Source organism: Nocardia uniformis NBRC 13702, assembly GCF_001613345.1.
Lineage (GTDB): Bacteria > Actinomycetota > Actinomycetes > Mycobacteriales > Mycobacteriaceae > Nocardia > Nocardia uniformis.
Window position 1 is genome coordinate 59886 of record NZ_BDCE01000036.1, and the last position, 26802, is coordinate 86687.

The following is a 26802-nucleotide window of genomic DNA, read 5'->3' on the forward strand; positions in this document are numbered from 1 at the left end:
CCAAATATTAGCCAGGGAATGAATCGACAATCGGTGACACGGCGTGTCCTATAGCGATCCAACGCTGCCCACCTGGTAAAGCGGTAGCGTCCGACACTATGGACACGATCATATGGGCGGGTTTGCTGGCCGTATTGGTGTTGCTCTATAGACAACGATCCCGCCGCATCGTCCTGGCGGCCTGGTGGGTCATGTTCATCGCGAGTGCCCTGCTGCTGAAACACCACATCACCAGCGGCCTGGGATTGGGGCTGACATGGCGATCCGCACGACCACCGACGCACCCACCACCGCGGGGCGCGGCGGCGCGCTCGGACAGGTGCAGTACTGGCTCGCGGTCATCTTCGTCATCGGCTGGACCGGCGTCGTCTGCGGCGGTCTCGGCGTGCAGTTCGGCACCTGGGACTATCCGTGCCCGCTGTGTATGGTGCAGCGCAACTTCATGATCCTGGCGGCACTCGGCGGCGCGTACATCGTACGAAAAGCCTTGACCGGCACCATTTCCCGACGGCACTACATGACCGGCTGGGGTCTGTGCATTGTCGGCTGCGTCGGCGGTGGGTTCGCCGCGTGGCGGCAGACCATGCTGCATATCCTGCCGGGCGACCCGGGCTATGGCGGGACGGTGCTCGGACTGCACCTCTACGTCTGGGCACTGGTGCTCTTCGTCGCCGCCATCGCGACCATCGGCGTGGTGCTGGCCTTCGCGGACGAGACCGCGACAGCCCGGATTCCGACCGGCGGAGCGCACCAGCTGATCGGCACATTGGCGCTGTGGTTCCTCGGGCTCGTCATTGTCATCAATCTGGTGGCGGTGTTCTGCCTGGCGGGGTTCCACTGGTACCTGCCCAACAATCCGACGTGCTACCAGCTGTTCCACGATCTGGGCATTATCGACGGCGAGTGCCCGGTAATCGAGTAGCGGCCGGGCTGGATCGGGATGCCACTCGCCCCGCCGTCATTCCGGCGGGGCGGTCGCCCTCAGTGCTGCGCGAGCACCTCGTCGTCGGTCATGGACGAGATCTCCAGGTACATCCGCGCCACCGCGTCGAGACGCCCCTGGGTTCCGGTGCGCTGTTCGCGATCGAGCAGTCGCCGCGCCAAGCCGGCGACCGAGCGTGCGGCGAAGAAATCGGCGACCACGGTGTTCGGGGAATCCAGCCAGTCGCGAACGCGGGCGACCACCGCGGTGGCGAGCACCGAATCACCGCCGAGAGCGAAGAAATCGTCGGTTACGCCCACCTGCTCGCGTTCCAGTACGGCGGCAACGATATCCACCAGTGCGCGTTCCAGATCGGTTCGCGGCGAGACGAATGCGCTCACCTGCTCACCGGCGGACAGCAGTGCGACAATGGCCCTGCGGTCGGGCTTGCCGTTCGGGGTGAACGGTAGCTCCGACAGCAGTTCGATACGGGTGGGAATCATGTAGGCGGGCAGTAGATCCGCAGCCGCCGCCAACAGCGCGTCCGCATTCAGGGTCACCCCATCGACACCGACCACCACGGCCGTGAGTTTCGGTGCGGCCGAACCGATCACGGCGGCAATGGCGTATCGCACGCCGGGCAGGGCGCGCAGTGCGCTCTCCACCTCACCCAATTCCACCCGGTAGCCCCGGATCTTGACCTGATGGTCGGCGCGACCCAGGAACTCCAGGGTGCCGTCGGGAAGGTAGCGCGCCAGGTCACCGGTGCGGTACCAGCGCAGACCCTCGTGCGTGACGAAGCGGTCGGCGGTGCGGTCCGGATCGTTGCGGTATCCGGTCGCGACGCCCTCGCCGCCGATCCACAGTTCACCGGTCACCCAGTCCGGGCAGTCGTGCCCGGCCGGACCGACCACGCGGCACCGCACATTGCGCAGCGGCGTGCCGTACGGCACCGCGGACCACTCGACGGGTACGCGGGCATCGAATACCTCGCAAATGGTGGAGTGGATGGCGGTTTCGGTCGCACCGCCCAGTCCGGCGAATCGGCAGTCCGGGGCCACCTGCCGCAGCCGACCCGGCAGCGCCACATCGACCCAGTCGCCGCCGAGAATCACCATGCGCAGGCTGTCGAGGCGCTGCCCCGCCGCCGCCGTCAGCAGCATATCCAGCAGGCTCGGCACACAGTTGAGCACCGAGATACGGTGCCGTCGAGCCAGTTCCAGCCAGCGAGCAGGCTCGCCGCGCTGCCCCTCATCCAGCGCGACGACAGCGCCGCCGACGCTGAACAGGCCGAAGATGTCGTATACGGAGAGGTCGAACTCCAGGGCGGACAGGGCCAGCGCCCGGTCCGCGCTCCCGATCTCGAACCGCTCGTTCACATCGTCGATGGTGTTCATGGCCGCGCGATGCGGCACCTCCACACCCTTCGGCTGCCCGGTCGACCCGGAGGTGAACAGTACGTAGGCAATGGATTCCGGGTCCGGGAAGACCGGCAGTTCCAGGGGTTCCTGATACACCCGGGCGTCCGAGAGCGCGAGCGTGCGCACCTGGGGCACCTCGGCCCCGGCCGTCACGGCGGCCACGACCGCACCGGTGCGAATGATCTCCGCCCGCCGCGCCGCGGGCTGATCGAATCCGATCGGCACATATACGGCGCCCGCCGCGAGCACGCCGACCGTGGCCACAATCTGCTCCGAACCCTTCGGAAGCTGCACCGCCACCGCATCGCCGGGCTCGACCCCGGCGGCCCGCAGCGCCCCGGCCACCGCGAGGGCCTCCCCGGCCAGCTGCCGGTAGCTGAGCACCCGCTCCTCGCCGCCGGCTATCTCCCAGATCAACGCCGCCGCATCCGGATGCGCGGCCGCGTGCGCGAACAGTCCGGCATGCAGCGTCCGCCCGCTCACGCCGCCATCGGTCGCATTGACCCGCGCCCGAACCACTGCCTGCTCCAGGGGAATCCGCACCGCCGCCTCGGCATCCCAACCCGCTCCCGAATCCTCGTGCGCGGTCAGGCGAGCGGCATCGGCGGCAGCGAAGGCATCTCGAACAGCCGCTGTCGCGGCGTCGACGAAAGCCCCGACGGACGCGGTGGATTCCGCAGCCGAATCACTGTGCGCCCCTGCGATTCCGGAGGGCTGGCCATCGGACTCGACTGGTACATCGACGGAGCGGACAGGCTGCGCATCGAAGTCGGAACCGCCGTCCGGCGGAGGGGGACCGACATACCTTTCGGCCGCCGCGCTGGTCGCCGAGGCCATACCCGCGACTGCGGCGCGGTCGGGGCCGACCCGCTCGACGGTGCGGGGACTACCCGAAACATCCGGTACCGCAGCGGTACCGGCCGAAACGGTTTCCGGGGTCGCCGCCGTCGTTGCGCGGAGGTGAGAGGCGTTGCCGACCGTCTCGGTGGCCGCCGCGCTGTCGGTAATCCCGGCGAGCCGGAGTACGGCGTCGATGTAGCGGGCGAACATGGCGTCCACCATCCCGGCCGGGAAGGCATCGGCGCGGACGTCCCAGTTCAGCAGGAGGCCGCCGCGGACCTCGGTGACCTGTGCGTCGAGCAGGACCTGCGGGCCCTGGGAGATGATCCAGACCGGGTCACCGAAGGTGTCGGTGACGTGGTCGGCGAAGAGCTCACCCAAATTGATGGCGCTGGTGTAGACGATCGGGGCGAGTACCGGCTCACCGCGCAGACGGCCCAGATCACGCAGCACCTCCAGGCCGGTGTACGCGGAATGCGCACCGGCGGCGTGCAATTCACGCTGGAGAGTTTGCGCCCGCTCGGTCACGGTGGCCGGTTCGGTCACATCGACCTCCAGCAGCACCGAGGAGGTGAAGTCGCCGACCACGCCATCCACCTGCGGATGTACCGGCTCGCGGTGGAACAGCGGCAGATTCAGCAGGAAGCGCCGCTGCGCCGACCAACCGCCAATGGTCTCGGCGAATACCGACGCCAAGGCCATGGCGGGCGTGACACCCCGCGCGTGTGCGGCGGCGAACATGCGCGCCTTGGCTTCCGGCGACAGCCAACGGTGGAAGCGAACAGTGCGCATCTCACGCCCGCCACCGTGCGCGTCGGCGCCGTCAGCTGAGATCGCGCCGCCCGGTGCGGTCCCGGCGCGCAGCGCGTCCTCGCCGACGGATGAGGTCGCGGAACGGTGCGAATCGTCGCGGGTATTTGTGCCGTTGGTCGCGGTGCGGGTGTCCTGAGGACGTGAAACCTCCAGTGCGCGCGGTAGTTCCGGTGCGCCCGGCAGTTCCGGCAGCCGCTGCTGCCACCACTGCCGGTCGGCCTCGCGTTCCGGTCCGGGCGCGGTCTGTCCGGCCAGGTACTCCCGGAATGTGTAGGTCTGCGGCGGCAGTTCTTCGCCGTGGTAGAGCCGCGCCAGATCGCTGATGAGAATTCGGTAGCTCATGGCATCGGCCGCGAGCATGTCCACATCCAGGTGCAGGCGGGTCCGGCCGCCGGGCAGCAGGGTCAGCGCGATATCGATGGCCTGCCCGTCCTCGACCGCCATCAGCTGATGGGTCTTACTGTCCCGCAGCGACTCCAGCGCCACATCGACCTCGGCGGCGCTGCGATCGCGCAAATCGGTCACACACCACACCGGTCGGCCCGGCTGGTCGAGCGTCTGCTGCGTCCCATCCGGCAGGAATCGGGTGCGCAGCATCGGATGCCGGCGCACCAGCCCCGCCACCGCGCGCTCCAACCGGGCGGAATCCACCTCGCCACCATCGAATTCGACATACAGGTGCGCCGCGACCGCCCCGAGCTCCTGCCCGTCGGCCCGGCCGATCCAATACGCGTGCTGCATGGGCGCGAGCCCGAACGGCGACCCATCGTCTAGATCCGACGAAGCCGACTCCGCACCAGCGAGTTCCGCCGTCGCACCGCTCGACGCGGTCTCATCCGATACCGCGCCACCGGCGGACGATTCCGCACTCCCCGAGGCGGCGGTAGCCGCGGGTACGCCGGTGCCACCGATCAGCGGGGCGACACCCTCGGTATCCACATCGGCCATTGCGATCCGCGCCGTGCCCACAACACCGGCGGATTCGCGCGTGTCCACCGACTCGGGATGGGCCTCGACCGCATCAGCGGCGGCCCGCCCGACCGACTCATCCTGATCGGTCCCGCCGAGCAGCCGGTACCAGTCGGCAATGGTCGGTTCCGCGGCCAGCTGGGCGAAGTTCACCGCGACGCCGCGTTTGCGCCAGCCGCCCGCGAGCTTCATGGTGCGGATGGAGTCCAGGCCGAGCTGGATGAGGTCATCGTGGTCGGCAATGTCGGTAGCATCGAGGCCGAGTTGGGTGGCCACCGCGGCGCGGATCTCGGTCCTGTCGATGGTCGCGTCCCCTGCGGTGCGCTGCGCTGACTCCATTGCCGTTGTCACTCCTCGTGCGGTCGCCACCCGCGATGCCGGGGCGCTGTTCACTGCGGGCTGCCGCCGGGCAGCCACCGATCCGGGTCTGCCCGGATGCGTCCGAAACGAGCCTAACCCATTAATATAGGGTTGCCTAACCTATGTAACGAGACCCTGATTACTGCGTGAGCGTGAGGCCAGACGTGACTACCCCAACCACCGCCGAGGACCACCGCGACGGCTTCGTCCCCTTTCCCGCCGACCTCGCCGCGAGCTACCGCCGCGCGGGCTACTGGACCGGCCGCCCCCTGGGCGAGCTCCTGCGCGAGGCCGCCCGCGCCCAGCCCGACCGCCCGGCCCTGCTCGGTGACGGCGACACCGCCCTGAGCTACGCCGAACTCGATGCCGCCGCCGACCGCACCGCATACGGGTTCCTGGCCATGGGCCTGCGTCCCGGCGATCGCGTGGTGGTGCAGCTGCCCAACGTTCCCAATTTCATGCGAATCCTGTTCGGCCTGCTGCGCGCCGGAATCATTCCGGTCCTCACCCTGCCCGCGCATCGCCGCGCCGAGATCGAACACCTCACCCGGCTGTCCGGCGCGGTCGCCTACCTCATTGCCGACCGGCTCGGCGATTTCGACTACCGCGCACTGGCCACCGAGGTCACCGCAGCCGTGCCCACCCTGCGGCACGTACTGGTGCTGGGCGATCCGGGCCATTTCACCGACCTGAATTCCGTATCCGCCGAGGGTGATTCGCTCCCCGAGGTCGATGCGAGCGATATCGCCCTGATGCTGGTCTCCGGCGGCACCACCGGCCTGCCGAAACTCATCGCCCGCACCCATGACGATTACACCTACAACGCCACCGCCAGCGCCGTGGTCTGCGAGCTCGGTCCCGACGATGTGTACCTCGCGACCCTGCCTGCCGCACACAACTTCCCGCTGGCCTGCCCGGGCATTCTCGGCACGGTCGCGACCGGCGGCACGGTCGCCTTCCTCGCCGATCCCAGCCCGGAGAGCGCCTTCGCCGCCATCGAACGACATCGGGTCACCGTCACCGCCGTGGTGCCACCGCTGGCCCAACTCTGGTGCGCGGCAACCGAATGGGAGGAGGCCGACCTCTCCTCACTGCGGCTGCTCCAGGTCGGCGGCGCGCGGTTGGCGGAGGTGAATGCCCGCGAGGTCGCACCCGCCCTGGGCACCACGCTCCAACAGGTATTCGGAATGGCCGAGGGCCTGCTCAATTACACCCGCCTGGACGACTCCGACGACATCATCTGCACCACGCAGGGCCGCCCGCTGTCCCCGGACGACGAACTACGCATCGTCGATGCCGACGGCACTGACGTCCCCGAGGGCGAGGAGGGTGAACTCCTCACCCGCGGCCCGTACACTCTGCGCGGCTACTACCGTGCCCCCGAACATAATTCGCGCTCTTTCACCCCGGACGGCTATTACCGCAGCGGCGATCTGGTCCGCCGTCTGCCCAGCGGCCACCTCATCGTCTCCGGCCGGATCAAGGATGTGATCAATCGCGGCGGCGAGAACATCTCCTGCGATGAACTCGAGGAGCACCTGCTCGCCCATCCGGCCGTCCGCCATGCCGCCGCCGTCGGCATCCCCGATGCCGCGCTCGGCGAAAAAGTCTGCGCCATCCTGGTTGTCGACGGCGATATGCCGAGCCTGGTGGAGATCAAACGCTTCCTCGCCGAGCGCGGGCTCGCCACCTACAAGCTGCCGGACATCCTGCGCCGAGCCGACACGCTACCCATTACCGCCGTGGGCAAAATCGATAAGAAGGCCCTGCGCGCGGAAGCCTGAGCCCGGATAACCGACCCCGAGCTACCCCAGCCCACCCTGTCATTCCGGCATGCTTTTGGCCGGAATCCACCCCCCATGGGTAAGTGGATCCCGGCCAAAAGCGCGCCGGGATGACGGGAAGCAGTAGACCCGGGACGACGGGGAGCACCCGACTATGCCGGGATGCGGGGTTGGGTGCTCGGCGAACCTCGACTCAGGAGTCCACTCACAGGATTACCGTGGGCTCATGACGGCCGAAATACCCGAGAACTGGGCTCCCGACGCCTGCACCCTGCCGACCGCGCAACAGCCGACACGGGTCGCGGAGTTCGACGCGCTCCTATCCGAATCGGTGCGCGCTCATACCCGCCCGAACCGCACCCGGCTGGAATTGCGGCTCGCCGCCGACGCCGTGCCCGCCGCGCGGGATCTGGCACAGCGGGAATCCGAGTGCTGTGAATTCTTCACCTTCGAATTCGACGCCGACGGCACGGTGATGGGAATCACCGTGCCGCCCGGTCATATCGATATCCTCGATGCCCTGCAGGCTCGCGTCTCACCGGCTCCGTGATACACCGTGTCCGGCCTCGGGCCAGCGCTCAGTGCTGTTGTGCCCGAACCACGTACGGTGCGACACTGCCCAGTTTCTCGCAGGTCTCCTCGAATTCACGCTCCGGCCGGGACTGTCCGACGACTCCGGCTCCCGCCCGCAGCCACGCGCCCTCGCCGTTCTGGTAGACGGCGCGCAGCACCAGCGTCGCCTCCATCGCCCCGGTCGGCGAAACCGTCACCACCGCACCCGAATACAGGCCGCGCTGGTCATGGTCCAAACGGAATACCGCGTCCACACCGCCCGCCTTGGGGATGCCGGAGGCCGTCACCGAGGGGAACAGCACCTCCAGCGCATCCCATGAGCTGCGGTCGGCGGCCAGGCGGCCGCGCACGGTCGAGGCCAGGTGCTGCACGCTGCCGCGTTCACGCACCGCCATGAAATCGGAGACGGCGGTGCTATCGACTTCGGCGACCGTGGCGATTTCGGCGAAGGAGGTCTGCACCGACATGGCGTGTTCGACAATCTCTTTGGGATCGCGGACCAGATCCGCGCGAGCGGCCATATCCACCTCGGAGCCGCGGCCGAAAGCCCGTGTCCCGGCGAGCGGTTCGGTGGTGACCACGCGGTCGTGGTCGACGGACGCGACCAGCTCCGGACTGAATCCGGCGGCTTCCAAGCCGCCCAGGCGGAGCACGAAGGAACGGGCGGGGGTGTTGTTCATCCGACCCAGGCGGTAGGTCGACGGGACGTCAACGGCGAAGGGCAGGTTCACCTTCCGCGACAGAATGACCTTCTGATAGCGACCGGCGCGGATTTCGTCGACCGCCGTCGCCACCCGGCCCTGATAGTCGGTCGGGTCCACGGTGACATCCACCGGATGCGCCTGCGGCAGCGCGGTGCCCTGCGCCGCCGAGATCAGCGCGAGAATATCGGCGGCCTCATCGGTGGTCGCGCCCGAGACCCGAATGCCGGTGGCGTCGATCCGCACCTCGATACGCGGAATCATGAGGTGGGCCAGGGTGGCTCGCGGATGCACATGCGCCGTCGAACCCAGCGACCAGGCGCAGAACTCGAATCCGATCCAGCCGTAGGCGTTCCGTCCGGCCAGCGGCAGCCCTGCCAGAGCGGAATCGATCACCTGCGCCGGGCTGCCCGCCCAGGAGCCATTGCTGGTGTCGCCGTTCCAGGTAACCCGCAGCTCGTGTGCGTCCAGCTCGACACCGCCGACCGGGTCGGCCGCGAATACCCATTCGCCGGGCTTCTCGTACACCACGTACTCGCCGAATCGATCCGCTGCGGCCAGCGCCGTCATTGCCGCGATCGGGTCGGTGACCCGGCCCGGAGACGTTCCCGCTGGACTACTCACAAAGTCCAGCCGTACTCTCTCGTCCGTCGCCGACACCGTGCCTCCAAGGTTATGCTGACCTAACTTTAATAGGTAAGGTTAGCATTACCTGTATAGGTTGCAGGATGTTGTCTCAACCACTTTCCGCAGCATGGTTTTCGCCCCGAACGCGCAAGTCGGCTGGGCGAATCATCCGACCCGCCGCCCGGACGCCACCGTTTCCGCTTGAATGGAGGGCGCCAACATCCGCGGGAGGGATCGCCCATGATCGACCACGACAGCCGAGTACCCACGGCCACGACCACCCCGCGCTCCGTGGTGGCGCTAGTCGAGTCCACCACCCGCGTCGAACGTGAACTGATCGGCAATTGGCTCGCCGAGGGTGGCATCACGCAGGAGTTCGGCACCGAGGCTCCCGTCACCCAGATCGACCTCGATCCGGACGCCATCGCCACACGCCTGGTCGACCGCCGCGACGATCCGCTGGTGGTACCGGTACGCGTGCTGTGGCTGCCACCGGAGCGAGATGGCGTGCGGCGCACCACCTTCACCGACCTCGTCACCATGACCAATCCGCGCAAACCCAATCGGGTGATGCAGCGGCGGCTGGTCGACAAGGCACCCGACCGGCATTTGGTACTCACCGGGCAGCCCGCGCGACTGAGTGAATTGCGCGCCAATAATGCCGGGGCGGTCGGGGCGCCCGAGGCCTTCGCCCGCGCCATCGTGCGCGCGGGCACCGTCGCTCTGGAACGCGCCGAACGCGCCGTTATCGGCGACCGGTACAAGGTGCCGCGGCTGGTGGCCGAGGAGATTCTCGACTCACCCGAATTCCTGCGCCGACTGGGTGATATCGCCGAGCAGATCGACACCACCCCGCGCGATGTGCACCGCCGTGCCGAGAAGGCCCTGCGCGAACTCGTCGCCGCGCAGAGCAGACTCGTCTCCGACCTGTTCACCCAGGCCATGCGGCCGGTGCACGCCTCCACCTGGAAGGTCGACGGCGATGCCACCGGAATCGACCGACTGCGCGCCCTCAACCGCCGCTACCCGCTCGTCTTCCTGCCCTCGCACCGCTCCTACGTCGACGCCTTCGTCCTCGGAGACGTACTGGCACGCAACGACTTCCCGCCCAACCACGTAATCGGCGGGGCGAACCTCTCGTTCTGGCCCATGGGTCCCATCGCCCGCCGCACCGGAACCGTCTTCATTCGCCGCAGCTTCGGTGACGACGAGGTGTACAAGGCCGTGGTCGAGGAGTATTTCGCCTACCTGCTGGCCAAACGCTTCAACCTGGAGTGGTACTTCGAGGGCGGGCGCAGCCGTACCGGCAAGCTCCGTCCGCCGAAGTACGGACTACTCAACTACCTTGCGGCGGCACTGCGCTCATCGCGCGTGGACGATGTGCTCCTGGTTCCCGTCTCCATCACCTATGAGCGGCTCAATGAGATCGGCGCGATCGCCGACGAGCAGACCGGCGGCAAGAAGAAGGCCGAGGGGCTCGCCTGGCTCGCCCGCTACGTCCGCAATCAACAGCACTCCGCCGGACATGTGTATGTGCGCTTCGGCGAGGCGATCTCGGCGCGCGAACGCCTCACGGTGCACGGCGATCCGCTGGTCTCGCCGCCCGGCTCCGCCGCGCACGGCGGGCGGGGCACCGGTCCGGCTCACGAATCAGGCAGCGGCGCAACCGACTCCGCATCGAAGGCGCTGGGCCGGTCCGACGGAGCGGCGAGCGGGGCGGGGAACACCGGACCGGATGTCACAGCCGATGCGAGCCGGAAGGTGAGCGGCGACGCCGATATGGTGCAGATAACAGATCATGCGGTGGCGGAGCGGGAAAGCGTTGTGGCGGAGCAGGAGCGGCGGGCGGTGCAGCGGCTGGCATTCGATATCGCCGTGGGTATCAATGCCGTCACCCCGATAACCGTCAATGCCCTCACCACGCTGGTGCTGCTGGGCGTGCACGAACGGGCCCTCACCCGTGACGAATTGCGCGCCGCCATCATCCCGGTGCTCGGCTATGTCGAGCGACAGGAGCTGCCGCGCGGTGAACTCGATACCCTCCGTGACGATCACGGGCTCGCGGTCGTGCTCGAGCAGCTCGCCATCGCCAAGGTGGTGACCGTGTATCGCGGTGGGCTGCAACCTGTTTACTCCATCGGCGCGGGTGCACACCTGGAGGCCGCCTTCTACCGCAACAGCGCCGTGCACTGGTTCGTCAATCGCGCCATACTCGAACTGGCCATCCTCACCGCCGTCGAAGCGCCCGAGGGCGATCAGCTGCGGGTCGGCTGGGAGGCCGCCTACCGGCTGCGGGATCTGCTCAAATTCGAGTTCTTCTTCCCCGAGCGCACCGAATTCACCACCCAGCTCACTGCCGAAATGCTGCTGGTGGACCCGGAATGGCACCGCCGCACCGCCGCTGGGACCGTCGGGGCCGAAATACTGGCCCAGCTCGCCGGATCCGGCTTCATGATGGCGCACCGGGTACTGCGCTCCTTCTTCGATGCGCAACTGGTGGTGGCCGAACGGCTCGAGGCGCACAATCCCACCGCCGAGATCGACCAGAAGACCTTCATCGACGACTGTCTCAATGTGGGCCGCCAAATGCTGCTGCAACAGCGCCTGCACTCGCCCGAATCCGTCTCCTCCGAACTGTTCACCAGCGCACTGAAACTCGCCGACAATCACGGCCTGCTCCGGCCCGACCCCGACGACCCGGCCGAACTCGCCGCGCGCCGGACCAGGTTCGCCGGGGAACTGCGTGCCATCGGCTCGCGCATCTCCCGCGCCGCCACCCTCGACCCGTCGAACCGGCTGGAGACGCTATGAGTGACCAGCCCCACGATGCGGTCGTCCGCAAGTTCCCCACGAAGATCAAACGTCCCGTGATGCCGACCTTCGAGGAGGTCATGGCCGAGATAGACCCGGCTGTCCTGCCCAAGCTCCCACCGTCGAAGTTCGATAAGAAACCGGAACCACCGGCAGTGGAGCAGATGGCCAAGATACTGCCCTTCCGCAGGCGGGAAGAGCGGTGAGTCCGCGCGGCCGTCGCCCGGGCGCGGGAATCACCGAACAACCCGCGCGGGCAATCACTCTCGACGACGCGGTGCAGGCCATTCGGTCAGGACCGCGCGGACCTCGGATCGCCGCCTTCTTCGATTTCGGTGGCACCGTGGTGCACGGATTCAACCCGCCCTCGCTGACCCGGCGGGCGCTGCGGCGCCGAAATACGCGCAACACCATTGCCGCCGGACTGCTCGGCAGTATCCGGGGCGCACGCAGCGAAGGCGAATACGAACGGTTCCTCCAGCACACCATGCACGCCTGGGCCGGACTGCCGGAGACCGAACTCGACGAGCTCGGCGCAAAGCTGTTCCAGCGCACCGTGTACGGGCATCTCTATCCGGAGGCCTGGCGGCTGGTACGCGAACACGAGGCGGCGGGCCACACCCTGGTGCTGACCAGTTCGCTGACGCGCTTCCAGGTGCGGCCCGCCGCGGACGAACTCGGCATCCCCAATGTGCTGTGCACCGCCATGTCCACCCAGGACGGCATGCTCACCGGCCACGTCGACGGGAAGCCGCTGTGGCGCAATGGCAAGGCCGACGCGGTGCGCCGCTTCGCCATGGCACACGGCATCGATCTCGCGCAGAGCTGGATCTACGCCGATAGCGCCGCCGATATACCGCTGCTCAATACCGCCGGGCGGCCGGTGGCCGTCAATCCGGACCCGCGCACCGTGCTGGAGGCGACCGAAAAAGACTGGCCCATCCTGCATTTCCGCGCCCGGACGACCGCCCGTATCACCGACTACGCCCGCACCGCGGCCGGACTCACCGCACTGGTCGGTGGTGCGCTCTTCGGCGTGGTCGCCAAGGCGCACACCAAACAGCGCCGGCAGATGGCGGATTCACTGCTGAACCACGCCGCCGATTCCACCCTGCGCAGCACCGGCGTACGGGTTCGCGTGGTCGGGGCGGAGCACGCCCGCGCACCGCGTCCCGCGGTATTCCTGTTCAACCATCAGAGTCAGTTCGACATGGTGGTGGTGGCGGAAGTACTGGGCGGCGGAATTACCGGCATCGCCAAGAAAGAGATCACCCGCAATCCGATCTTCGGCCCGCTCATGCGGTTCATCGAAGTGACCTTCATCGACCGCGGCGACAGTGTCGCCGCCAAAGCCGCGCTCACACCGGTGGTCGAAACCCTGGGTGCCGGATTGTCCATTGTCATCGCCCCCGAGGGCACCCGTTCTTTGACACCCCGGATCGGACCGTTCAAGAAAGGCGCGTTTCATATCGCCATTCAGGCGGGCGTACCGATCATTCCGGTCGTCATCCGGAATGCGGGCGAAATCGCTTGGCGCAATTCAGCAATCGTGCGCAAGGGAATCGTAGACGTGGCTGTACTCCCGCCTATCGACGTCAGCGGCTGGAACCCAACCGATATGGACGCCGATGTGGAGCGGGTGCGTCAGCTCTTCATCGCGACCCTGCTGGACTGGCCATACGCCCCGCAACCCCAACTGGGTGGGGGCCGGGTTTTCACACAGGGCGACGACTGATTTCGTGAGTGTCGGGGTAACTCATCGGGTACCCCGAAATCGGCTCGGCGCCCAACCGCCGGCACGCGTACACGACAGTCGACGGCTCTCAGCCGCGCGCTGAAGTCCCCGGGAGGCGGGGAAGTTTAAACCTTGCCTCCGAACAGCAGCTTCCACGGCATTGCCGCCGATTCCAGCTGTACCTTGAGGCTCATCTTCGAGGCACCCTTGGTGCGCTCCTCGAAGCGAATCGGCACCTCGGCAATCTGGATGCCCTGCTTGACCGTCCGATAGTTCATCTCCACCTGGAACGAGTACCCGTTGCTCTTGATGGAGGCGACGTCGATGGCGCGCAGCGTATCCGCCTTCCACGCCTTGAATCCCGCGGTCGCGTCCTTGACGCCGAGCCGCAGAATCATATTCACGTAGAAGTTGGCCCACGCCGACAGCGCCTTGCGGTACCACTTCCACTCCGACGCCACGGAACCGCCGGGCACATACCGGGATCCGAGCACCACACCCGCGTCGGTACCGGTCAGCTTCGCCAGCATGTCCGGAATCACCTCCGCCGGATGCGAGAGATCGGCGTCCATCTGGATCACCACATCGGCGCCCTCATCGAGCGCCTTGGTGATTCCCGCGATGTACGCGCGCCCCAGCCCGTCCTTCTCGGTCCGGTGCAGCACACCCACCACATTGGGTAGGTCCACGGCCAGCTTGTCGGCCACCTCGCCGGTCCCGTCGGGCGAATTGTCATCCACCACCAGCACATGCAGGTCAGGGATACCGAGCGCAGTCAGCCGCTCCACCGCCACCGGCAGGTTCTCCCGCTCGTTGTAGGTCGGCACCACCACGGTCACCTTCAAGGCTCGCCCTCCCGCTCGATTCCGGCCCTTCGCGCACTCTGCACGGGCGGGCACCTCGTCATTTCTGCTCAAGAAACCGTACACTCCCCCGCCGCCCCGAGCCGTAAGCGCACTCCCCCACCGCCCCGAAACTTCCGCGCGCTCCCCCGCCTCCCCGAAACTTCAGCGTGCTCCCCCGCCTCCCCGAAACTTCAGCGCGCGGCTGAGAGCCGTTGACACTCGTGCACGCGTGCCAGCGGTTGCGAGCGAACCGATTTTGGGCGTACCCGGCGAGTTACCCCGACACTCACGAAATCAGTTGTCGTCTTCGTCCGCTGCCCGGTTACGCTGCCGCACGATTTCCAGAGCCCGCTCCGCCGTGGCCTGATCCGGGTAAGGGCCCAGCCGCTCCCCCACCCAGTGCTGTTTGCCCTGTTCCGCGCGATGATGCTTGAGGCAGTAGTACCACTGATCATTCGAGTCGTCGGCCATACCTCCAGCATCCCACCACGATCACCACCGCGGCGGAAACACGGGCCGATCCTTGGGCGAATCGACCCGCGCGTCCCGCGAACTCAGGTGTTCGGCGCGCCGCCCCCCTGGGCCGATCCGGTACCGAGAGCGCCCAACAGGCTGGTCAACAGCTTCACCAGCGGCGAGCAGGTCGGATTCATGAATCCTCTTCCGGTCGACCATCACCCGGCTTCCTGCAGCCGAAGCTTGACGCTGCCGACCGGAACGTCCACAGCGAAGCCCTCGATTCCAGGGTCCCGAGAGTGAACCGGGCGACAAGAGCGCGCACCAGCAGCACCCCAAAGATCCACAACGGCAAGCCAGGACAGGTAGAACGGGGGTCCCGGGGGGCGAAGCCCCGCCGGGCGGGGCATGGTCACCCATGTACACCTGGCGCGGCCAGTCCGGAGGCAGCAAGCAGGCAGCGCGCCCCATGAAGTGAGGGCTCACCAATCGACAGTTTCGGCCGTGCCCCCCACGTGCCCCAACGCCCGGCATTTCGCGGTCAACCACGGTCAAACCCAGCACATACCCCCAACTGGGTATGGACACGAAAAATCCCCCCGACCTGGTGAAAGATCGAGGGGATTACGTGGCCAGAGCCGGGATTGAACCGGCGACCTTCCGCTTTTCAGGCGGACGCTCGTACCAACTGAGCTACCTGGCCGAAAGGCACCCGTACGAATGCCAAGCTTTGTCTTGCGACCCTGACGGGACTCGAACCCGCGACCTCCGCCGTGACAGGGCGGCGCGCTAACCAACTGCGCCACAGGGCCTTGCTCTGCTCCTACCAGTGGTGTTTCCACCGCTGGTACCCCCTACGGGATTCGAACCCGCGCTACCGCCTTGAAAGGGCGGCGTCCTAGGCCGCTAGACGAAGGGGGCCCGCCAGATTTCTCTGGACCGTTATGCTCAACGGCTTCCGTTGGGAGCGGAGATAGCTTATGACAGCACCCGAGTGATTCCCAAATCTGCTGGTCACACTGCCAAATTAAGATCCTCCAGCCTGGCTGTGACGCGCCAGCCGACGCGGCGGTACTCCTCGGACCACTCGGTGGTCGCCATCGAATCGATAATGACCTCGAGGGCCTCGGTGAACCGAGCCCGCAGATCCGCGGGGCCGCCGAGCACATCCACGATGTACCGCTGGCCGGCCAGCGAGGCCGCCAGGGTGCGCGTGAAGCGGTCCGCGTCGGCATCGGCGCGCAACTGCTTGTGCTCGATGGCCCGTACCGCGAGCAGCCGGATGGCGCGGCCCAGAATGCGGCCACCACCCGCCTGGATGTCGCGGTAGAACTCGGGTTCGATAATGAGCCGGAACTCCGCCTGGATGATGATGTCGTTCTCCAGGCGCAGCGCGATCTCGTCGACCATCCCGTGCAGGATGTCGAGGGGTCCGAGATCGGTTCGAGTGAGCCATCTTTCAGTGGATGCGCGGTAGCGGTCCACGGCCGCTTCCAAGACCGCGCGGGCGAGATCCTCCTTGGAGTCGAAGTGGAAGTACATTGCGCCCTTGGTGGCGCGGGACCCTTCCAATATGCGGTTGAGCGATGCAGCGGCATAGCCGCTCTTCCCGAACTCAACGGCGGCGGACCTTATGATCGCCGCGCGTGTCCGGCGGGCCCGCTCTTGCTGCCGTGCCATGCTCGAAACGCCTCCGAAGCTAGCTAACCGCCTTAGCACCCTTCTCCACGATGAGAAGAGTCGTCCGGCGCAAAGTTACGTGTCTTCCAAATACTTTTGAACGGGCTTCTGCCCGAATTACCAAACTTTTGGTACGAAAAAGCGCGAAAAACTTGAAACACACCAACTGGTATAGTTTTTCTCGCTCGGGTGCGCCGCAGGGGGTGCGCACCCGGGCGTTTCACGTCGTCTGGTCGCCTCCCGCAGCCTCTCTTCAGGAGCCGCGATCGGCCAGACCGGTCGCGACACGTTCGGGCACATCAACGATAAGCCGAATCCCCTGCCGCCGGAGCAATCCCAGTTCCGCGGGAATTCACCAGTCGGTCACCGTACCCGGAAAGCGCACCCCGCGTGAGGTGTACCGGAAAGTCAGTTAGCCAGAACGTCCCCTATCTCATTCTGCAATTCTGCAGCAAACGGCTGGGTGAATGGTCCGAATCGACGAATTCACCTTTATCCCACGGGCGTTCGCCCCCGCCGCGGACTTCGTCGCGGCCGCCCACCCGCGAGCCGCTTTGCCGCCGCTCCGACACCCCCAATCCGGCTTCGCGCCACCCAGTTCTCACTTCCTCCACCAATTTGCTTGCCACACATCATGATTGGATGATATTCGCACGAGGCCCCGTTGAAACAAACTGGGTGTCAACGCGATTGCGGCGGATCGACTCCACCGCAGCCCGACGCTACGCACCACCCCCGACCACAATGGGCCCACGTGCCGGATCTCCCGGACGGACCCCGATCACTCCCCCTCGGCATCGCAGCGGAACCAACGCGCGACAGTCGGGTTCACCCCCGCCCCTACCCCAGCCCGCCCCCGTACGCCACCGGCCCACCCCCGAGGCGGCCCCGAACCATCCGGTACGGAACCCCTCCACACCCGAACCGGCCCCCTGCGGCCGCCTCATCCCCTCCACACCCCGACACGACCACCCGCCCAGCCCACCCCAACTACGATGACCAGCACAAACATCCGTGTCTAACCACCGACCGGATACTCGGTTAACACTTCCGCGTCCGGCACACTAAACTGTCCTCCCGCGCCCCTATAGCTCAGTTGGTAGAGCTACGGACTTTTAATCCGCAGGTCCCAGGTTCGAGCCCTGGTGGGGGCACCGCACGGTCGGCGGGCCCGGATCAGGCATCCGGGCCCGCCGCCACGCCCGCGAATTCATGGCAACCTATCCCGCTTTCGCCTACCCTGACCTTGATAGGGCATTTTCCGGAATCCCGAGAAAACAGGCGGAGCTCATGACTTCCTTCGATGACCTGCTCTCCCAAGTCCCCGTCTCACAGATCGCCACCAAACTCGGCGTGGACGAGGCGACCGCGAACACCGCCATTGCCGCCGCTATCCCGGTCCTGCTCGGCGGATTGCAGGCAAAAGCCAGCAACCCCGAGGCCGCGGGCGCCATCGAGGGTGAGATCGCCAAACAGCCGGATGACCTACTCGACGGCGGCGTCGATATCGAGCAGGTGGATGTCGACGGCGGCCACCAGATCGTCGATCAGACCTTCGGTACCGAGAAGAGCACCGTAATCAGCGCACTCGGCGATGTCGGCGGTGCAGGTAACGACCTGATGGGCAAACTGATGCCCATGCTGGCCCCGATCGTGCTGGCCTACATCGGTAAGAAGATGCTGGGTGGCGGTGCCGTGGCCGATGCCGGGGCGACGACGCAGGCCACCGGCGGCGGACTCGGCGATATCCTCGGGGGATTGCTCGGTGGCGCGACCCAGGGCGGCAATGCGGCCGGCGGGCTCGGCGGTGTACTGGGTGACGCCCTCGGCAAGAACGCGGGCGGTGTCCTCGGCAATGTGCTGGGTGGACTGCTCGGTGGCAAGAAGTGAAAAACGGGTACAGCTAACGAAATACGGCCTGCGGCGATAGGCAGTTCATGTCGTGGGCCGTCCGCTCGATGGCATCCGCATGACAGCTCGATGGCATCCATATGACATCCATCACGGCTTCCGCAATGCCATGCGCATGCGTTTCGCATCACCCTACGGTGCCGTAAGGTATGGGCGCGGCGGCATGGCCTACGAGGGAACTACTAGCAAGTTCGCACGCACGAAACGAAGGGCGCTTACATGGCAAGGGATCTGACTCAACTCGAGTTGCTGACGGAGTTGGAGCCGGTTGCCGAGGAGAACGTCAACCGTCACCTCTCCCTGGCCAAGGACTGGAATCCGCACGACTACGTCCCGTGGGACGAGGGCCGCAATTTCGCCGCACTCGGCGGCGAGGACTGGGATCCGTCGCAGTCGAGGTTGGGCGAGGTCGCCAAGGCAGCCATGATCACCAACCTCCTGACCGAGGACAACCTGCCCTCCTACCACCGCGAGATCGCCGAGAACTTCTCGATGGACGGCGCCTGGGGCACCTGGGTCGGCCGTTGGACCGCTGAGGAGAACCGGCACGGTATCGCCATGCGCGACTACCTGGTCGTGACCCGCGGCGTCGACCCGGTCGCACTCGAAGAAGCCCGCATGATCCACATGACGAACGGCTTCGCCTCCCCCACCGAGGCCGACGCCGGCTTCCTGCACTCGGTCGCGTACGTGACCTTCCAGGAACTGGCCACCCGCGTCTCACACCGCAATACCGGCCGGGTCTGCGACGACCCCATCGCCGATCGCATGCTGCAGCGCATCGCGGCCGACGAGAACCTGCACATGATCTTCTACCGCAACCTGTGCGGCGCGGCGCTCGATCTGTCTCCCGATCAGGCCCTGGACGCCATCACCCTGATTCTGGAGAACTTCCAGATGCCGGGCGCGGGTATGCCCAACTTCCGCCGCAACGGCGTACTGATGGCCAAGCACGGCATCTACGACCTGCGCCAGCACCTCGAAGAGGTGGTGAACCCGGTGCTCAAGAAGTGGAAGATCTTCGAGCGCACCGACTTCACCGCACGTGGCGAGCAGACCCGCGAACGCCTGGGCCTGTTCCTGGAGCGACTGGGCAAGGACGTGCTGAAGTTCGAGGAGCAGCGCGATCGCATGCTGGCCCGCGAAGCCGCCAAGCGGGAGCGCACCGAACTCGCGAGCGCCGGACTCGGCTGAACCACAACCGCACGATCCGGCCCGGCCGCGCACGTTCGGCCGGGGCTGTGTCCATTGAGGCCCGGCGCGGAGCCCCTGCGTGGTTACGCTCCGCTGCCTCCTCCGGGGCTTGACCGCGCCGGGCCGATCTCGTGCCCGACCCCGGCCGCGAAACGATCACGGCCAACCGCACCCGCGGGTGTGTGGCCGAGCCCACCCCTCACCTGATGAGACACTGAATTCGTGACGACGTCCCTGGAAACCGCGGCAACCACCCTGCGGATCGGCCCCTGCCCGGTCGATCCGCCGGTCGTGTTGGCCCCGATGGCCGGTATCACCAACGTCGCCTTCCGCACCCTGTGCCGGGAGTTCGGCAGCGCCACCTCGATCTACGTCTGCGAGATGATCACCGCCCGAGCGGTGGTGGAACGCAATGAGAAGACGCTGCACATGATGTCGTTCGGGCCCGACGAGAGCCCGCGCTCCATGCAGCTCTACGGCGTCGACCCGAAGACCCTCGGCGAGGCCGTGCGCATCATTGTCGGCGAGGGCTGGGCCGACCATATCGACCTCAACCTCGGCTGCCCGGTGCCCAAGGTGACCCGGCTCGGCGGCGGTGCCGCACTGCCCTACAAGCGGGGACTGTTCCGGGAGATCGTGCGCGCCATGGTCGCCGGGGCCGAACCGGCCGGGGTGCCGATCACGGTGAAATTCCGCATCGGCATCGACGACGACCTCATCACCTATCTCGATACCGGGCGCATCGCCGAGGCCGAAGGGGCCGCGGCTGTCGCGCTGCACGCTCGCACCGCCGCGCAGCGGTATTCCGGCGCGGCCGACTGGACCGCCATCGCGCGGCTCAAGGAAGCCGTCACCACCATTCCCGTGCTCGGTAACGGCGATATCTTCAGCGCCGCCGACGGTGTCCAGATGATGGCCGAAACCGGTTGCGACGGAGTCGTTATCGGCCGCGGCTGCCTCGGCCGCCCCTGGCTGTTCGGCGAACTGGAGGCCGCGCTGCGCGGCCAGCCCGTCCCCGCCGGACCCAATCTCGGCAAGGTCGGCGAAATCCTGTACCGGCATGCCAGCCTGCTCGCCGATCACGATGGCGAGGACAAGGGCATGCGAGATCTGCGCAAGCATATGGCCTGGTACCTCATGGGTTTCCCGGTCGGCTCCGAGCTGCGCCGCAAGTTCGCGACCGTGGGCAGTCTCACCGAATTGGCCGATCTCATCGGACAACTCGATCCGACCGCGCCGTACCCCAAGGATGCCGAGGGACCGCGCGGCAGACAGGGCTCACCCGGCAAGGTCGCGCTACCGCACGGCTGGCTCGACAATCCCGACGACTGTGCGGTCCCGACCGCCGCGGATGTCATGCACAGCGGCGGCTGAATCCAGGAACGGCGACGGCGAGTTGTGCACAGTGCTGGCTGCGGCCGCACACCGGCACCGCTGAGACCTCGCGGTTCTCCGTTCAAGTGGTCCGTTGTGGCGAAATCGTTATCATGGCCTCGGCATCGAAAAGCAAAGTGAGGTTCGTTGGTGGGTGACGATCGGTACGGGCGTACGCCACGACCCGGAGGTCGCGCCCCGTGGGAGCGTTACCCCGCGGACGAGATGGCAGAGCCGCGCTCGCGGCGGTCCCGTCACACCGACGAGGCCACCCCGGGTTCCGCGCCGATTTCGGTGCAGGATCTCGTCGAGCGCGTCGACAGCGAACGCAAGACCCGTCGACGCCGTCGCGCCGAACCCGAGCCCGACGAACCGACCGCCTCCGGACGTGTCCGCCGCGATCCCGAACCCCCCGCCACCCGCCGTACCCCGCCACCGACACCGGATGCGATGGGGTCCGGGCAGATTCGACGCCCGCCGCCGGAAGCCGGGGCCACCAACCGAACCCCCGGGGCCGAGTCCACGGGGGCTCGCCGCGCCGTACCCGCGGACTCCACCGGTGCGCGCCGGGCAGTACCACCGGAGACCACCGGCGCCCGCCAGGCCGTGCCCGCACCGGAGGTCACCGGCTCCGGTCGCACCGCCCCCGCGGATTCGACAGGTGCGCGTCGGGCGGTACCCGCCGTCCCCCCGACAGCCAAGGCGCAACGGCCCGCCCCGGGCGCCAAACGCAATAGCGCCCCGGAATTACCCGCCGTCGGGCGCCGCGCCGCGCCGTTCGGCCCGGGCGGTGATCCGGTCACCGAAGAGCTGCCCGTACTCGCACCCGCTGTCGCCGAACCCAATCTCGATGAGGAACCCCGCGCCATTCCGGGCGTCGCGTCCCCGGCCGACTACCCGACCACGGCACTGCCCAAATCCGTTGGGGCCAAGCCCCTGTCGCGCCTGGCCGCCAATCGCAGCCGCCGCAGCAAGCGAATACGGATGGCGGGCCGCAGCACCGCGACCATCGTCGCGGTCATCGCGCTCCTCATCACCGGTGTCGGCTGGAGTTACCTGAAGGTCAAGGACAATGGCTTCAACCAGGTAACCGCGCTGGACCCGAACTCCACCGACATCATCGACGCCAATGCCCAATACGGTGACGAGAACTTCCTCATTGTCGGCACCGACACCCGTGCGGGTGCGAACGGCGACCTCGGCGCGGGCACCACCGAGGATGCCGAGGGCGCGCGTGCCGATACCGTCATGCTGGTCAATATCCCCGCCAGCCGGGATCGAGTCGTCGCGGTCTCCTTCCCCCGCGATCTCGATGTGACCCGACCGGTGTGCGAAGGCTGGGACAACGAGAAGGCCGACTACAGTGCCGGGACCTTCCAGTCCGCGATCGGCGACAAGCTCAATGCCGTGTACGCCCTCGGCGGGCCCAGGTGTCTGACCAAGGTGATTCAGAAGATGACGGGCCTCAAGGTCAATCACTTCGTCGGCATCGATTTCGCGGGATTCGAGACCATGGTGGACACCATTGGCGGCGTTGAGGTGTGCACCACCAAACCGCTCGTGGACGAAGTCCTGGGCACCATCCTCACCGAGTCGGGTAAGCAGATGGTCAACGGCTCCACGGCCCTGGACTATGTGCGCGCCCGCCATGTGGTCGGCGACCTGCGCAGCGACTACGACCGCATCAATCGGCAGCAGCGCTTCCTGGCCTCATTGCTCCGCGGCGCGCTGTCCAACAAGGTGCTGTTCGACCTGGGCAAGCTCAACGGCTTCATCAATGCCTTCGCACAGCACTCCTTCATGGACAATGTGAACACCAAAGACCTGCTGACGCTGGGTCGCTCACTTCAGAAGGTGGATGCCGGCGCCATCACCTTCCTGACCATCCCCACCGCGGGCACCACCTCCTACGGCAATGAGATCCCGCGCCAATCCGACATCAAGGCGTTGTTCCAGGCGGTCATCGACGATCAGCCGCTGCCCGGTGAGAAAAAGCCGACCACCGATGACCCCACCAGCACCACACAGGCCCCGCCGACCAAACCTAAGCTGACCGCGGTCGATCCGAACATGGTGTCGCTACAGGTATCCAATGGTTCCGGCATGTCCGGCATCGCCGCGAGCGCCGCGACCAAACTGTCGTACCAGGGCTTCCAGATCTACAGCACCGGCAATTTCTCCGAGGGCACCTCGACCGCCACCACAGTCCGCTACTCCAGCGGATACGAAGCCGCCGCCGCCACGGTCGCCAGCGCCATCCCCGGCGCGAGTCTCGAGGAGACCTCCGGTCTCGGCAGCATTGTCGAGGTCGTCCTGGGCACGAACTTCAGCGGTACCGTCACGGCCCCGACCGATTTCGGTGAGACGCTGCCCGACGCCCCTGTCAGTACCTCCGCTTCCGCGACGCCGGTCACACTTCCGTCGGACCTGGAACACATCAACGCCGCGGACGCCACCTGCGAGTAGTGGCCCACACCACCTGCGACAACCACTGCGAGGCCGACCAACACCGACGGTTCACCAACCGTTGGTGACTTGGTCAGCGGCGACCACTACTGTTGCGTTTCATGCGTGTCATCTACAACGAACAAATGGCCGAGCTGGCCGACCTGCTCGGTGGCATGGCCGGCCTCGCGGGCGACGCGATGGAGCAGGCGACCAAATCGCTGCTCGACGCCGACCTCGAGCTGGCGGAGCGGGTGATCACCGAATACGACCGAATCGCAGAGATGATCGCGCTGGCCGAGGAGAAGGCGTTCGCGCTGCTCGCGCTGCAGGCGCCGGTCGCCGGTGATCTCCGGCAGGTGGTGAGCGCCATTCAGATCGTCTCCGACGTCAACCGGATGGGTGTGCTCGCGTTGCACGTCGCCCGGATGACCCGGCGGCGCTTCCCGAACCACGCGGTGCCGGAGGCGGTCAACACCTACTTCGCCGAAATGGGCCGTATCGCGGTCAAGATGGGCGCGGCGGCCAAGGAGGTGCTCGAGACCCGCGATCCCGAGCGCGCCGCCAAGCTCAATGATGACGACGAAGCGATGGACGACCTGCGCAAGCACCTGTTCACGCTGATCATGGACCGGGACTGGAACTACGGCGTCCCGTCCGCCGTCGATGTCGCGCTGCTGGGCCGCTACTACGAGCGGTTCGCCGACCACGCCGTCGAAATCGGCCGCCGGGTCGTCTTCCTCGTCACCGGCGTACTGCCGCCCGATGCGGATTCGGAGAAGGAAGCCCCCCTCTGAGGGGAGGGCCCAACTCTCGGGACTCTCAGGGGCTCCGCCCCTGAAACCCCTGGGTAGCGGGGCTCACACGCCCGGGCAGGCAATGGCCGAATGCCCGGGTAGACACGGCTCGCACACTCCCACACGAGCAACGGGGCCCGGGCAGACGACGACCGAACGCCCGAGCGGGCAAAGCCCACACGTTCGGGCAGGCAACGACCGAACGCCCGGGCAGACACGACTCGCACACCCGCGCACGAGCAACGAGGCCCGCACACCCGGGCACGAGCAACGGGCCCGCACCTGGCAGGCGACGACAGAGTGCCCGAGATGGCAAAGCCCACACGGTTCGGGCAGGCAACGACCGAATGCCTGAGCCAGCATGGCTCGCAGACTCGGGGCAGGCAACGACCGGACGTCTGGGCCGGCCAGACACGCACAGCGCGAGCAGGCAGGGGCCCACACCGGCAGGCAACGGCCGAACTCCCGGAGAGACACAACCGGACGCCTGGGCAGACATGGCACGCACACAGAGGCATGAGCAGGTAGGGCTCGGGCAGGCAATGGCCGAACGCCCCAGCGGGTAAGGGCCCCACACACGGGCCCCGTATTGCCGATGATGACGAGCACTCCGGCGCCCGCTATTGCGCGGGCGCCGGAGCTGGTTGAGCTCCGAATCAGGGTTGGTCGGAGTCGTTTTCATCCTCGCTCTTGCGCCAGCCGAGTAGTAGGGACTGGCCGGGTTCCGGCCGCCACGGCAGGGCCACAGCCACCACCACCGCGCACACCAGCAGGGTGCCGACGGCAACCATGGACGCGGAGTGGGAACCCTCCAGGGCCGCGACCTTCATGGCGTGGACCAGGCTGTCGCGGGACGGCTCCAGGATCGGATTGATCGGGGCCTTCATGATTTCCAGCACGCTGATCGGCGTATTGCCCGCCAGATCCTTCTGCCGCGCGTTCATAATCGCGTCCGGAACGGCGGCGATCCTGTCACGCACCCGATCGCTGTAGATGGAGCTCATAATCGAGCCGAGCAGCGCCACCCCGAGCGCGCCGCCGACCTCGCGGGTGGTGTCGTTGACCGCCGAACCCGCGCCCGCCTCCTCCAGCGGTACCGATCCCATAATGGATTCCGTCGCCGGACCCTGCACCACCGCGAAGCCGATGCCCATGAGCACCATGGAGATGACTACCGGTCCCAGATAAGGGGTTTCGACCGTCGTCTGCCCGGCGATGTACATAGCGACCGCCAGAATCAGCACACCGCTCACAATTACCGCAGTCGCACCGACCCGCTGCGCCAGCAGCGTCGCCGCCGGGGCTCCGATACCCACCGCCAGCGCGAAAGGCAGTGAGTGGATGCCGAATTCGAGCGGGCTCAACTCCTTGACACCCTGGAAGTACTGGGTGATCAGGAACAGGAATCCGAAGGCACAGAAGTAGGACACGGTAATCGCCATGGCGGGCACCGCGAATCGACGGATCCGGAACAGTCGCATATTCAATACCGGCGTCGCGACGCGGAGCTCCCAGGCCACGAAGGCGGCCAGCGCCACAATCGAAATCAGGTATCCCAGCAGGCTTTCCGTGGACAGCCAGCCGTGTTTCGGCGCTTCGATAATGGACCACACCAGCAGGGTCACACCGAGCAGCGACAGCACAATGCCGATGCGGTCCAGCCGATTCACATGTGAAGCACGCGATTCCGGAGCGGTCCACCACACGGCGACAATGGCGACCAACGCCACCGGCACATTGATCCAGAACACCGAATGCCAGGAGAAGTGCTCCAGTAGCCAGCCACCCACCGTCGGCCCGATGGCAATCGCTATGCCCGCCATGGCCGTCCACACCGCGATGGCGGCGGCGCGCTCCCGCGCCGTGGTGAAGATATTGGTCAGCAGCGCCAGCGTCGCCGGGAACACCATGGCCGCGAAGATGCCCATACCCGCACGCGCCGCGATCACCTGCCCGAGCCCGCTCGACAGCGCTCCGGCCGCCGACATGACGGCCACACCGACCAGACCCCACAGCAGGAATCGGCGGCGCCCGTACCGGTCGCCCAGATGCCCCATCGCCAGCAGCAGTCCGGCGAACGCCAGGGTGAACGCGTCCACAATCCACTGCAGCCCGGCCATATCCGCCTGCAACTGCACAGCCATCGACGGCAGCGCCACATTCACCAGCGTGTTGTCCAGCACCACCAGCAGCTCAGCCAGGCTGATCGCGACCAACGCCGCGATCTTCGCCCGCTGCGATAGTCCCGATGCCTCTCCGGACCTGCGGCTCGCCATTGAGACCGTCATCCGACACCTCCTCATTAGACCGATCGGTGTACCCGTAGAGGAAGACTAGCTGTTACCGACAGTTGCACACAATCTTCTGAGGCGGCTATGACGCAGCACACATACCGCAACAGCGCTGAATAGTGGACGCCGACGAGAAGCGGCCCCGGCCCAAAGGATCCGGGGTCGCCGACCGCCCGCATAACGCCTGCGCCCAACAAGTCCGGGGAGGCCACCCGCTCCCACAGACAACTGGCGACCGTCGTCATTCCGGCGT

The 26802-nt window shown here is 66.8% G+C and carries 16 protein-coding genes, 4 tRNA genes and 4 pseudogenes; 13 read left to right on the top strand and 11 right to left on the bottom strand.

The genetic code is table 11. The features are described from left to right. Window positions 1-98 precede the first annotated feature (98 nt). Together NU1_RS44180 and NU1_RS10380 are read left to right on the top strand one after the other, a co-directional pair. Window positions 99-242: pseudogene (locus NU1_RS44180) on the top strand (DUF5993 family protein); the annotation flags it as partial. 14 nt (window positions 243-256) lie between these two features. Next, window positions 257-922 carry a disulfide bond formation protein B gene (locus NU1_RS10380; RefSeq protein ID WP_067519764.1) on the top strand — a complete coding sequence of 222 codons (666 nt, stop codon included), beginning with the start codon at window positions 257-259 and terminating at the stop codon, window positions 920-922. Between the two features lie 59 nt (window positions 923-981). On the opposite strand, the pseudogene NU1_RS43995 reads toward NU1_RS10380, so the two are convergent. The 3 pseudogenes from NU1_RS43995 to NU1_RS44190 all read right to left on the bottom strand — a co-directional run. Further along, window positions 982-2997, bottom strand: a pseudogene (locus tag NU1_RS43995) (non-ribosomal peptide synthetase); the annotation flags it as partial. A gap of 267 nt (window positions 2998-3264) precedes the next feature. After that, window positions 3265-4911, bottom strand: a pseudogene (locus NU1_RS44185) (condensation domain-containing protein); the annotation flags it as partial. Window positions 4912-5046: 135 nt separating this feature from the next. Next, window positions 5047-5304, bottom strand: a pseudogene (locus tag NU1_RS44190) (phosphopantetheine-binding protein); the annotation flags it as partial. Between the two features lie 185 nt (window positions 5305-5489). Here NU1_RS44190 and NU1_RS10390 point away from each other — a divergent pair. Next, window positions 5490-7109, top strand: coding sequence for a (2,3-dihydroxybenzoyl)adenylate synthase (locus tag NU1_RS10390; protein WP_067519766.1), 1620 nt, complete (start codon window positions 5490-5492; stop codon window positions 7107-7109). A 226-nt stretch (window positions 7110-7335) separates the two neighbouring features. Next, window positions 7336-7659: a hypothetical protein gene (locus tag NU1_RS10395; protein ID WP_067519768.1), complete on the top strand. Its 324-nt coding sequence runs from the start codon at window positions 7336-7338 to the stop codon at window positions 7657-7659. 28 nt (window positions 7660-7687) lie between these two features. Here NU1_RS10395 and NU1_RS10400 read toward each other — a convergent pair whose 3' ends face one another. Next, entirely contained in the window at window positions 7688-9043 is a 1356-nt protein-coding gene (locus tag NU1_RS10400) for a salicylate synthase (RefSeq protein ID WP_067519769.1), read from the bottom strand. A 207-nt stretch (window positions 9044-9250) separates the two neighbouring features. On the opposite strand from NU1_RS10400, the gene NU1_RS40210 reads away from it, so the two are divergent. From NU1_RS40210 to NU1_RS10420, 3 genes are read left to right on the top strand one after another with little or no spacing between them, the layout of a single operon-like run. Beyond that, the gene (locus tag NU1_RS40210; protein WP_084521155.1) at window positions 9251-11821 is read left to right on the top strand and encodes a glycerol-3-phosphate 1-O-acyltransferase; all 2571 of its coding nucleotides are present in this window, start codon (window positions 9251-9253) and stop codon (window positions 11819-11821) included. After that, entirely contained in the window at window positions 11818-12027 is a 210-nt protein-coding gene (locus tag NU1_RS10415) for a hypothetical protein (RefSeq protein WP_067519771.1), read from the top strand. Before NU1_RS40210 ends, NU1_RS10415 begins: the two co-directional genes overlap by 4 nt. After that, a complete protein-coding gene (locus NU1_RS10420; RefSeq protein ID WP_245720047.1) occupies window positions 12024-13556 on the top strand; it encodes an HAD-IB family hydrolase in 1533 nt (510 codons plus the stop codon). The genes NU1_RS10415 and NU1_RS10420 overlap by 4 nt, the downstream gene beginning before the upstream one ends. Window positions 13557-13681: 125 nt before the next feature. Here the strand turns inward: NU1_RS10420 and NU1_RS10425 are convergent, their stop codons facing one another. The 6 genes from NU1_RS10425 to NU1_RS10445 all read right to left on the bottom strand — a co-directional run bounded on the left by NU1_RS10425 (window position 13682) and on the right by NU1_RS10445 (window position 16537). After that, a complete protein-coding gene (locus tag NU1_RS10425; RefSeq protein ID WP_067519803.1) occupies window positions 13682-14383 on the bottom strand; it encodes a polyprenol monophosphomannose synthase in 702 nt (233 codons plus the stop codon). A gap of 312 nt (window positions 14384-14695) precedes the next feature. Next, a complete protein-coding gene (locus NU1_RS42175) occupies window positions 14696-14872 on the bottom strand; it encodes a hypothetical protein (RefSeq protein WP_169815033.1) in 177 nt (58 codons plus the stop codon). A gap of 614 nt (window positions 14873-15486) precedes the next feature. Further along, window positions 15487-15560, bottom strand: a tRNA-Phe gene (locus tag NU1_RS10430). A 35-nt stretch (window positions 15561-15595) separates the two neighbouring features. Beyond that, window positions 15596-15669: transfer RNA gene (locus NU1_RS10435), tRNA-Asp, on the bottom strand. Between the two features lie 33 nt (window positions 15670-15702). Then, window positions 15703-15778 (bottom strand) — tRNA-Glu (locus NU1_RS10440). A 93-nt stretch (window positions 15779-15871) separates the two neighbouring features. Continuing rightward, window positions 15872-16537, bottom strand: coding sequence for a TetR family transcriptional regulator (locus tag NU1_RS10445; RefSeq protein WP_067519773.1), 666 nt, complete (start codon window positions 16535-16537; stop codon window positions 15872-15874). Window positions 16538-17618: 1081 nt separating this feature from the next. Between NU1_RS10445 and NU1_RS10450 the strand changes: the two genes are divergently transcribed. The 6 genes from NU1_RS10450 to phoU all read left to right on the top strand — a co-directional run bounded on the left by NU1_RS10450 (window position 17619) and on the right by phoU (window position 24258). Next, window positions 17619-17691, top strand: a tRNA-Lys gene (locus tag NU1_RS10450). 136 nt (window positions 17692-17827) lie between these two features. Next, a complete protein-coding gene (locus tag NU1_RS10455; RefSeq protein ID WP_067519774.1) occupies window positions 17828-18427 on the top strand; it encodes a DUF937 domain-containing protein in 600 nt (199 codons plus the stop codon). Between the two features lie 240 nt (window positions 18428-18667). Then, entirely contained in the window at window positions 18668-19642 is a 975-nt protein-coding gene (locus NU1_RS10460) for an acyl-ACP desaturase (protein WP_067519776.1), read from the top strand. A 222-nt stretch (window positions 19643-19864) separates the two neighbouring features. Next, window positions 19865-21016, top strand: coding sequence for a tRNA dihydrouridine synthase DusB (gene dusB, locus NU1_RS10465; protein ID WP_067519778.1), 1152 nt, complete (start codon window positions 19865-19867; stop codon window positions 21014-21016). A 225-nt stretch (window positions 21017-21241) separates the two neighbouring features. Then, complete coding sequence (locus NU1_RS10470; RefSeq protein ID WP_084521159.1) at window positions 21242-23482, top strand: LCP family protein; 2241 nt, start codon at window positions 21242-21244, stop codon at window positions 23480-23482. 101 nt (window positions 23483-23583) lie between these two features. Beyond that, entirely contained in the window at window positions 23584-24258 is a 675-nt protein-coding gene (gene phoU, locus NU1_RS10475) for a phosphate signaling complex protein PhoU (protein WP_067519804.1), read from the top strand. Between the two features lie 656 nt (window positions 24259-24914). Here phoU and NU1_RS10480 read toward each other — a convergent pair. Further along, the gene (locus tag NU1_RS10480; RefSeq protein WP_067519782.1) at window positions 24915-26546 is read right to left on the bottom strand and encodes an MFS transporter; all 1632 of its coding nucleotides are present in this window, start codon (window positions 26544-26546) and stop codon (window positions 24915-24917) included. Window positions 26547-26802: the final 256 nt, after the last annotated feature.

Bases quoted from the DNA above. Each gene is read 5' to 3' on its own strand.
- NU1_RS10470 (WP_084521159.1), top strand. From the start codon at position 21,242: ATGGCAGAGCCGCGCTCGCGGCGGTCCCGTCACACCGACGAGGCCACC.
- NU1_RS42175 (WP_169815033.1), bottom strand. From the start codon at position 14,872: ATGGCCGACGACTCGAATGATCAGTGGTACTACTGCCTCAAGCATCAT.
- NU1_RS10445 (WP_067519773.1), bottom strand. From the start codon at position 16,537: ATGGCACGGCAGCAAGAGCGGGCCCGCCGGACACGCGCGGCGATCATA.
- phoU (WP_067519804.1), top strand. From the start codon at position 23,584: ATGCGTGTCATCTACAACGAACAAATGGCCGAGCTGGCCGACCTGCTC.
- NU1_RS10395 (WP_067519768.1), top strand. From the start codon at position 7,336: ATGACGGCCGAAATACCCGAGAACTGGGCTCCCGACGCCTGCACCCTG.
- NU1_RS10480 (WP_067519782.1), bottom strand. From the start codon at position 26,546: ATGACGGTCTCAATGGCGAGCCGCAGGTCCGGAGAGGCATCGGGACTA.
- NU1_RS10455 (WP_067519774.1), top strand. From the start codon at position 17,828: ATGACTTCCTTCGATGACCTGCTCTCCCAAGTCCCCGTCTCACAGATC.
- NU1_RS10415 (WP_067519771.1), top strand. From the start codon at position 11,818: ATGAGTGACCAGCCCCACGATGCGGTCGTCCGCAAGTTCCCCACGAAG.
- NU1_RS40210 (WP_084521155.1), top strand. From the start codon at position 9,251: ATGATCGACCACGACAGCCGAGTACCCACGGCCACGACCACCCCGCGC.
- NU1_RS10460 (WP_067519776.1), top strand. From the start codon at position 18,668: ATGGCAAGGGATCTGACTCAACTCGAGTTGCTGACGGAGTTGGAGCCG.
- NU1_RS10380 (WP_067519764.1), top strand. From the start codon at position 257: ATGGCGATCCGCACGACCACCGACGCACCCACCACCGCGGGGCGCGGC.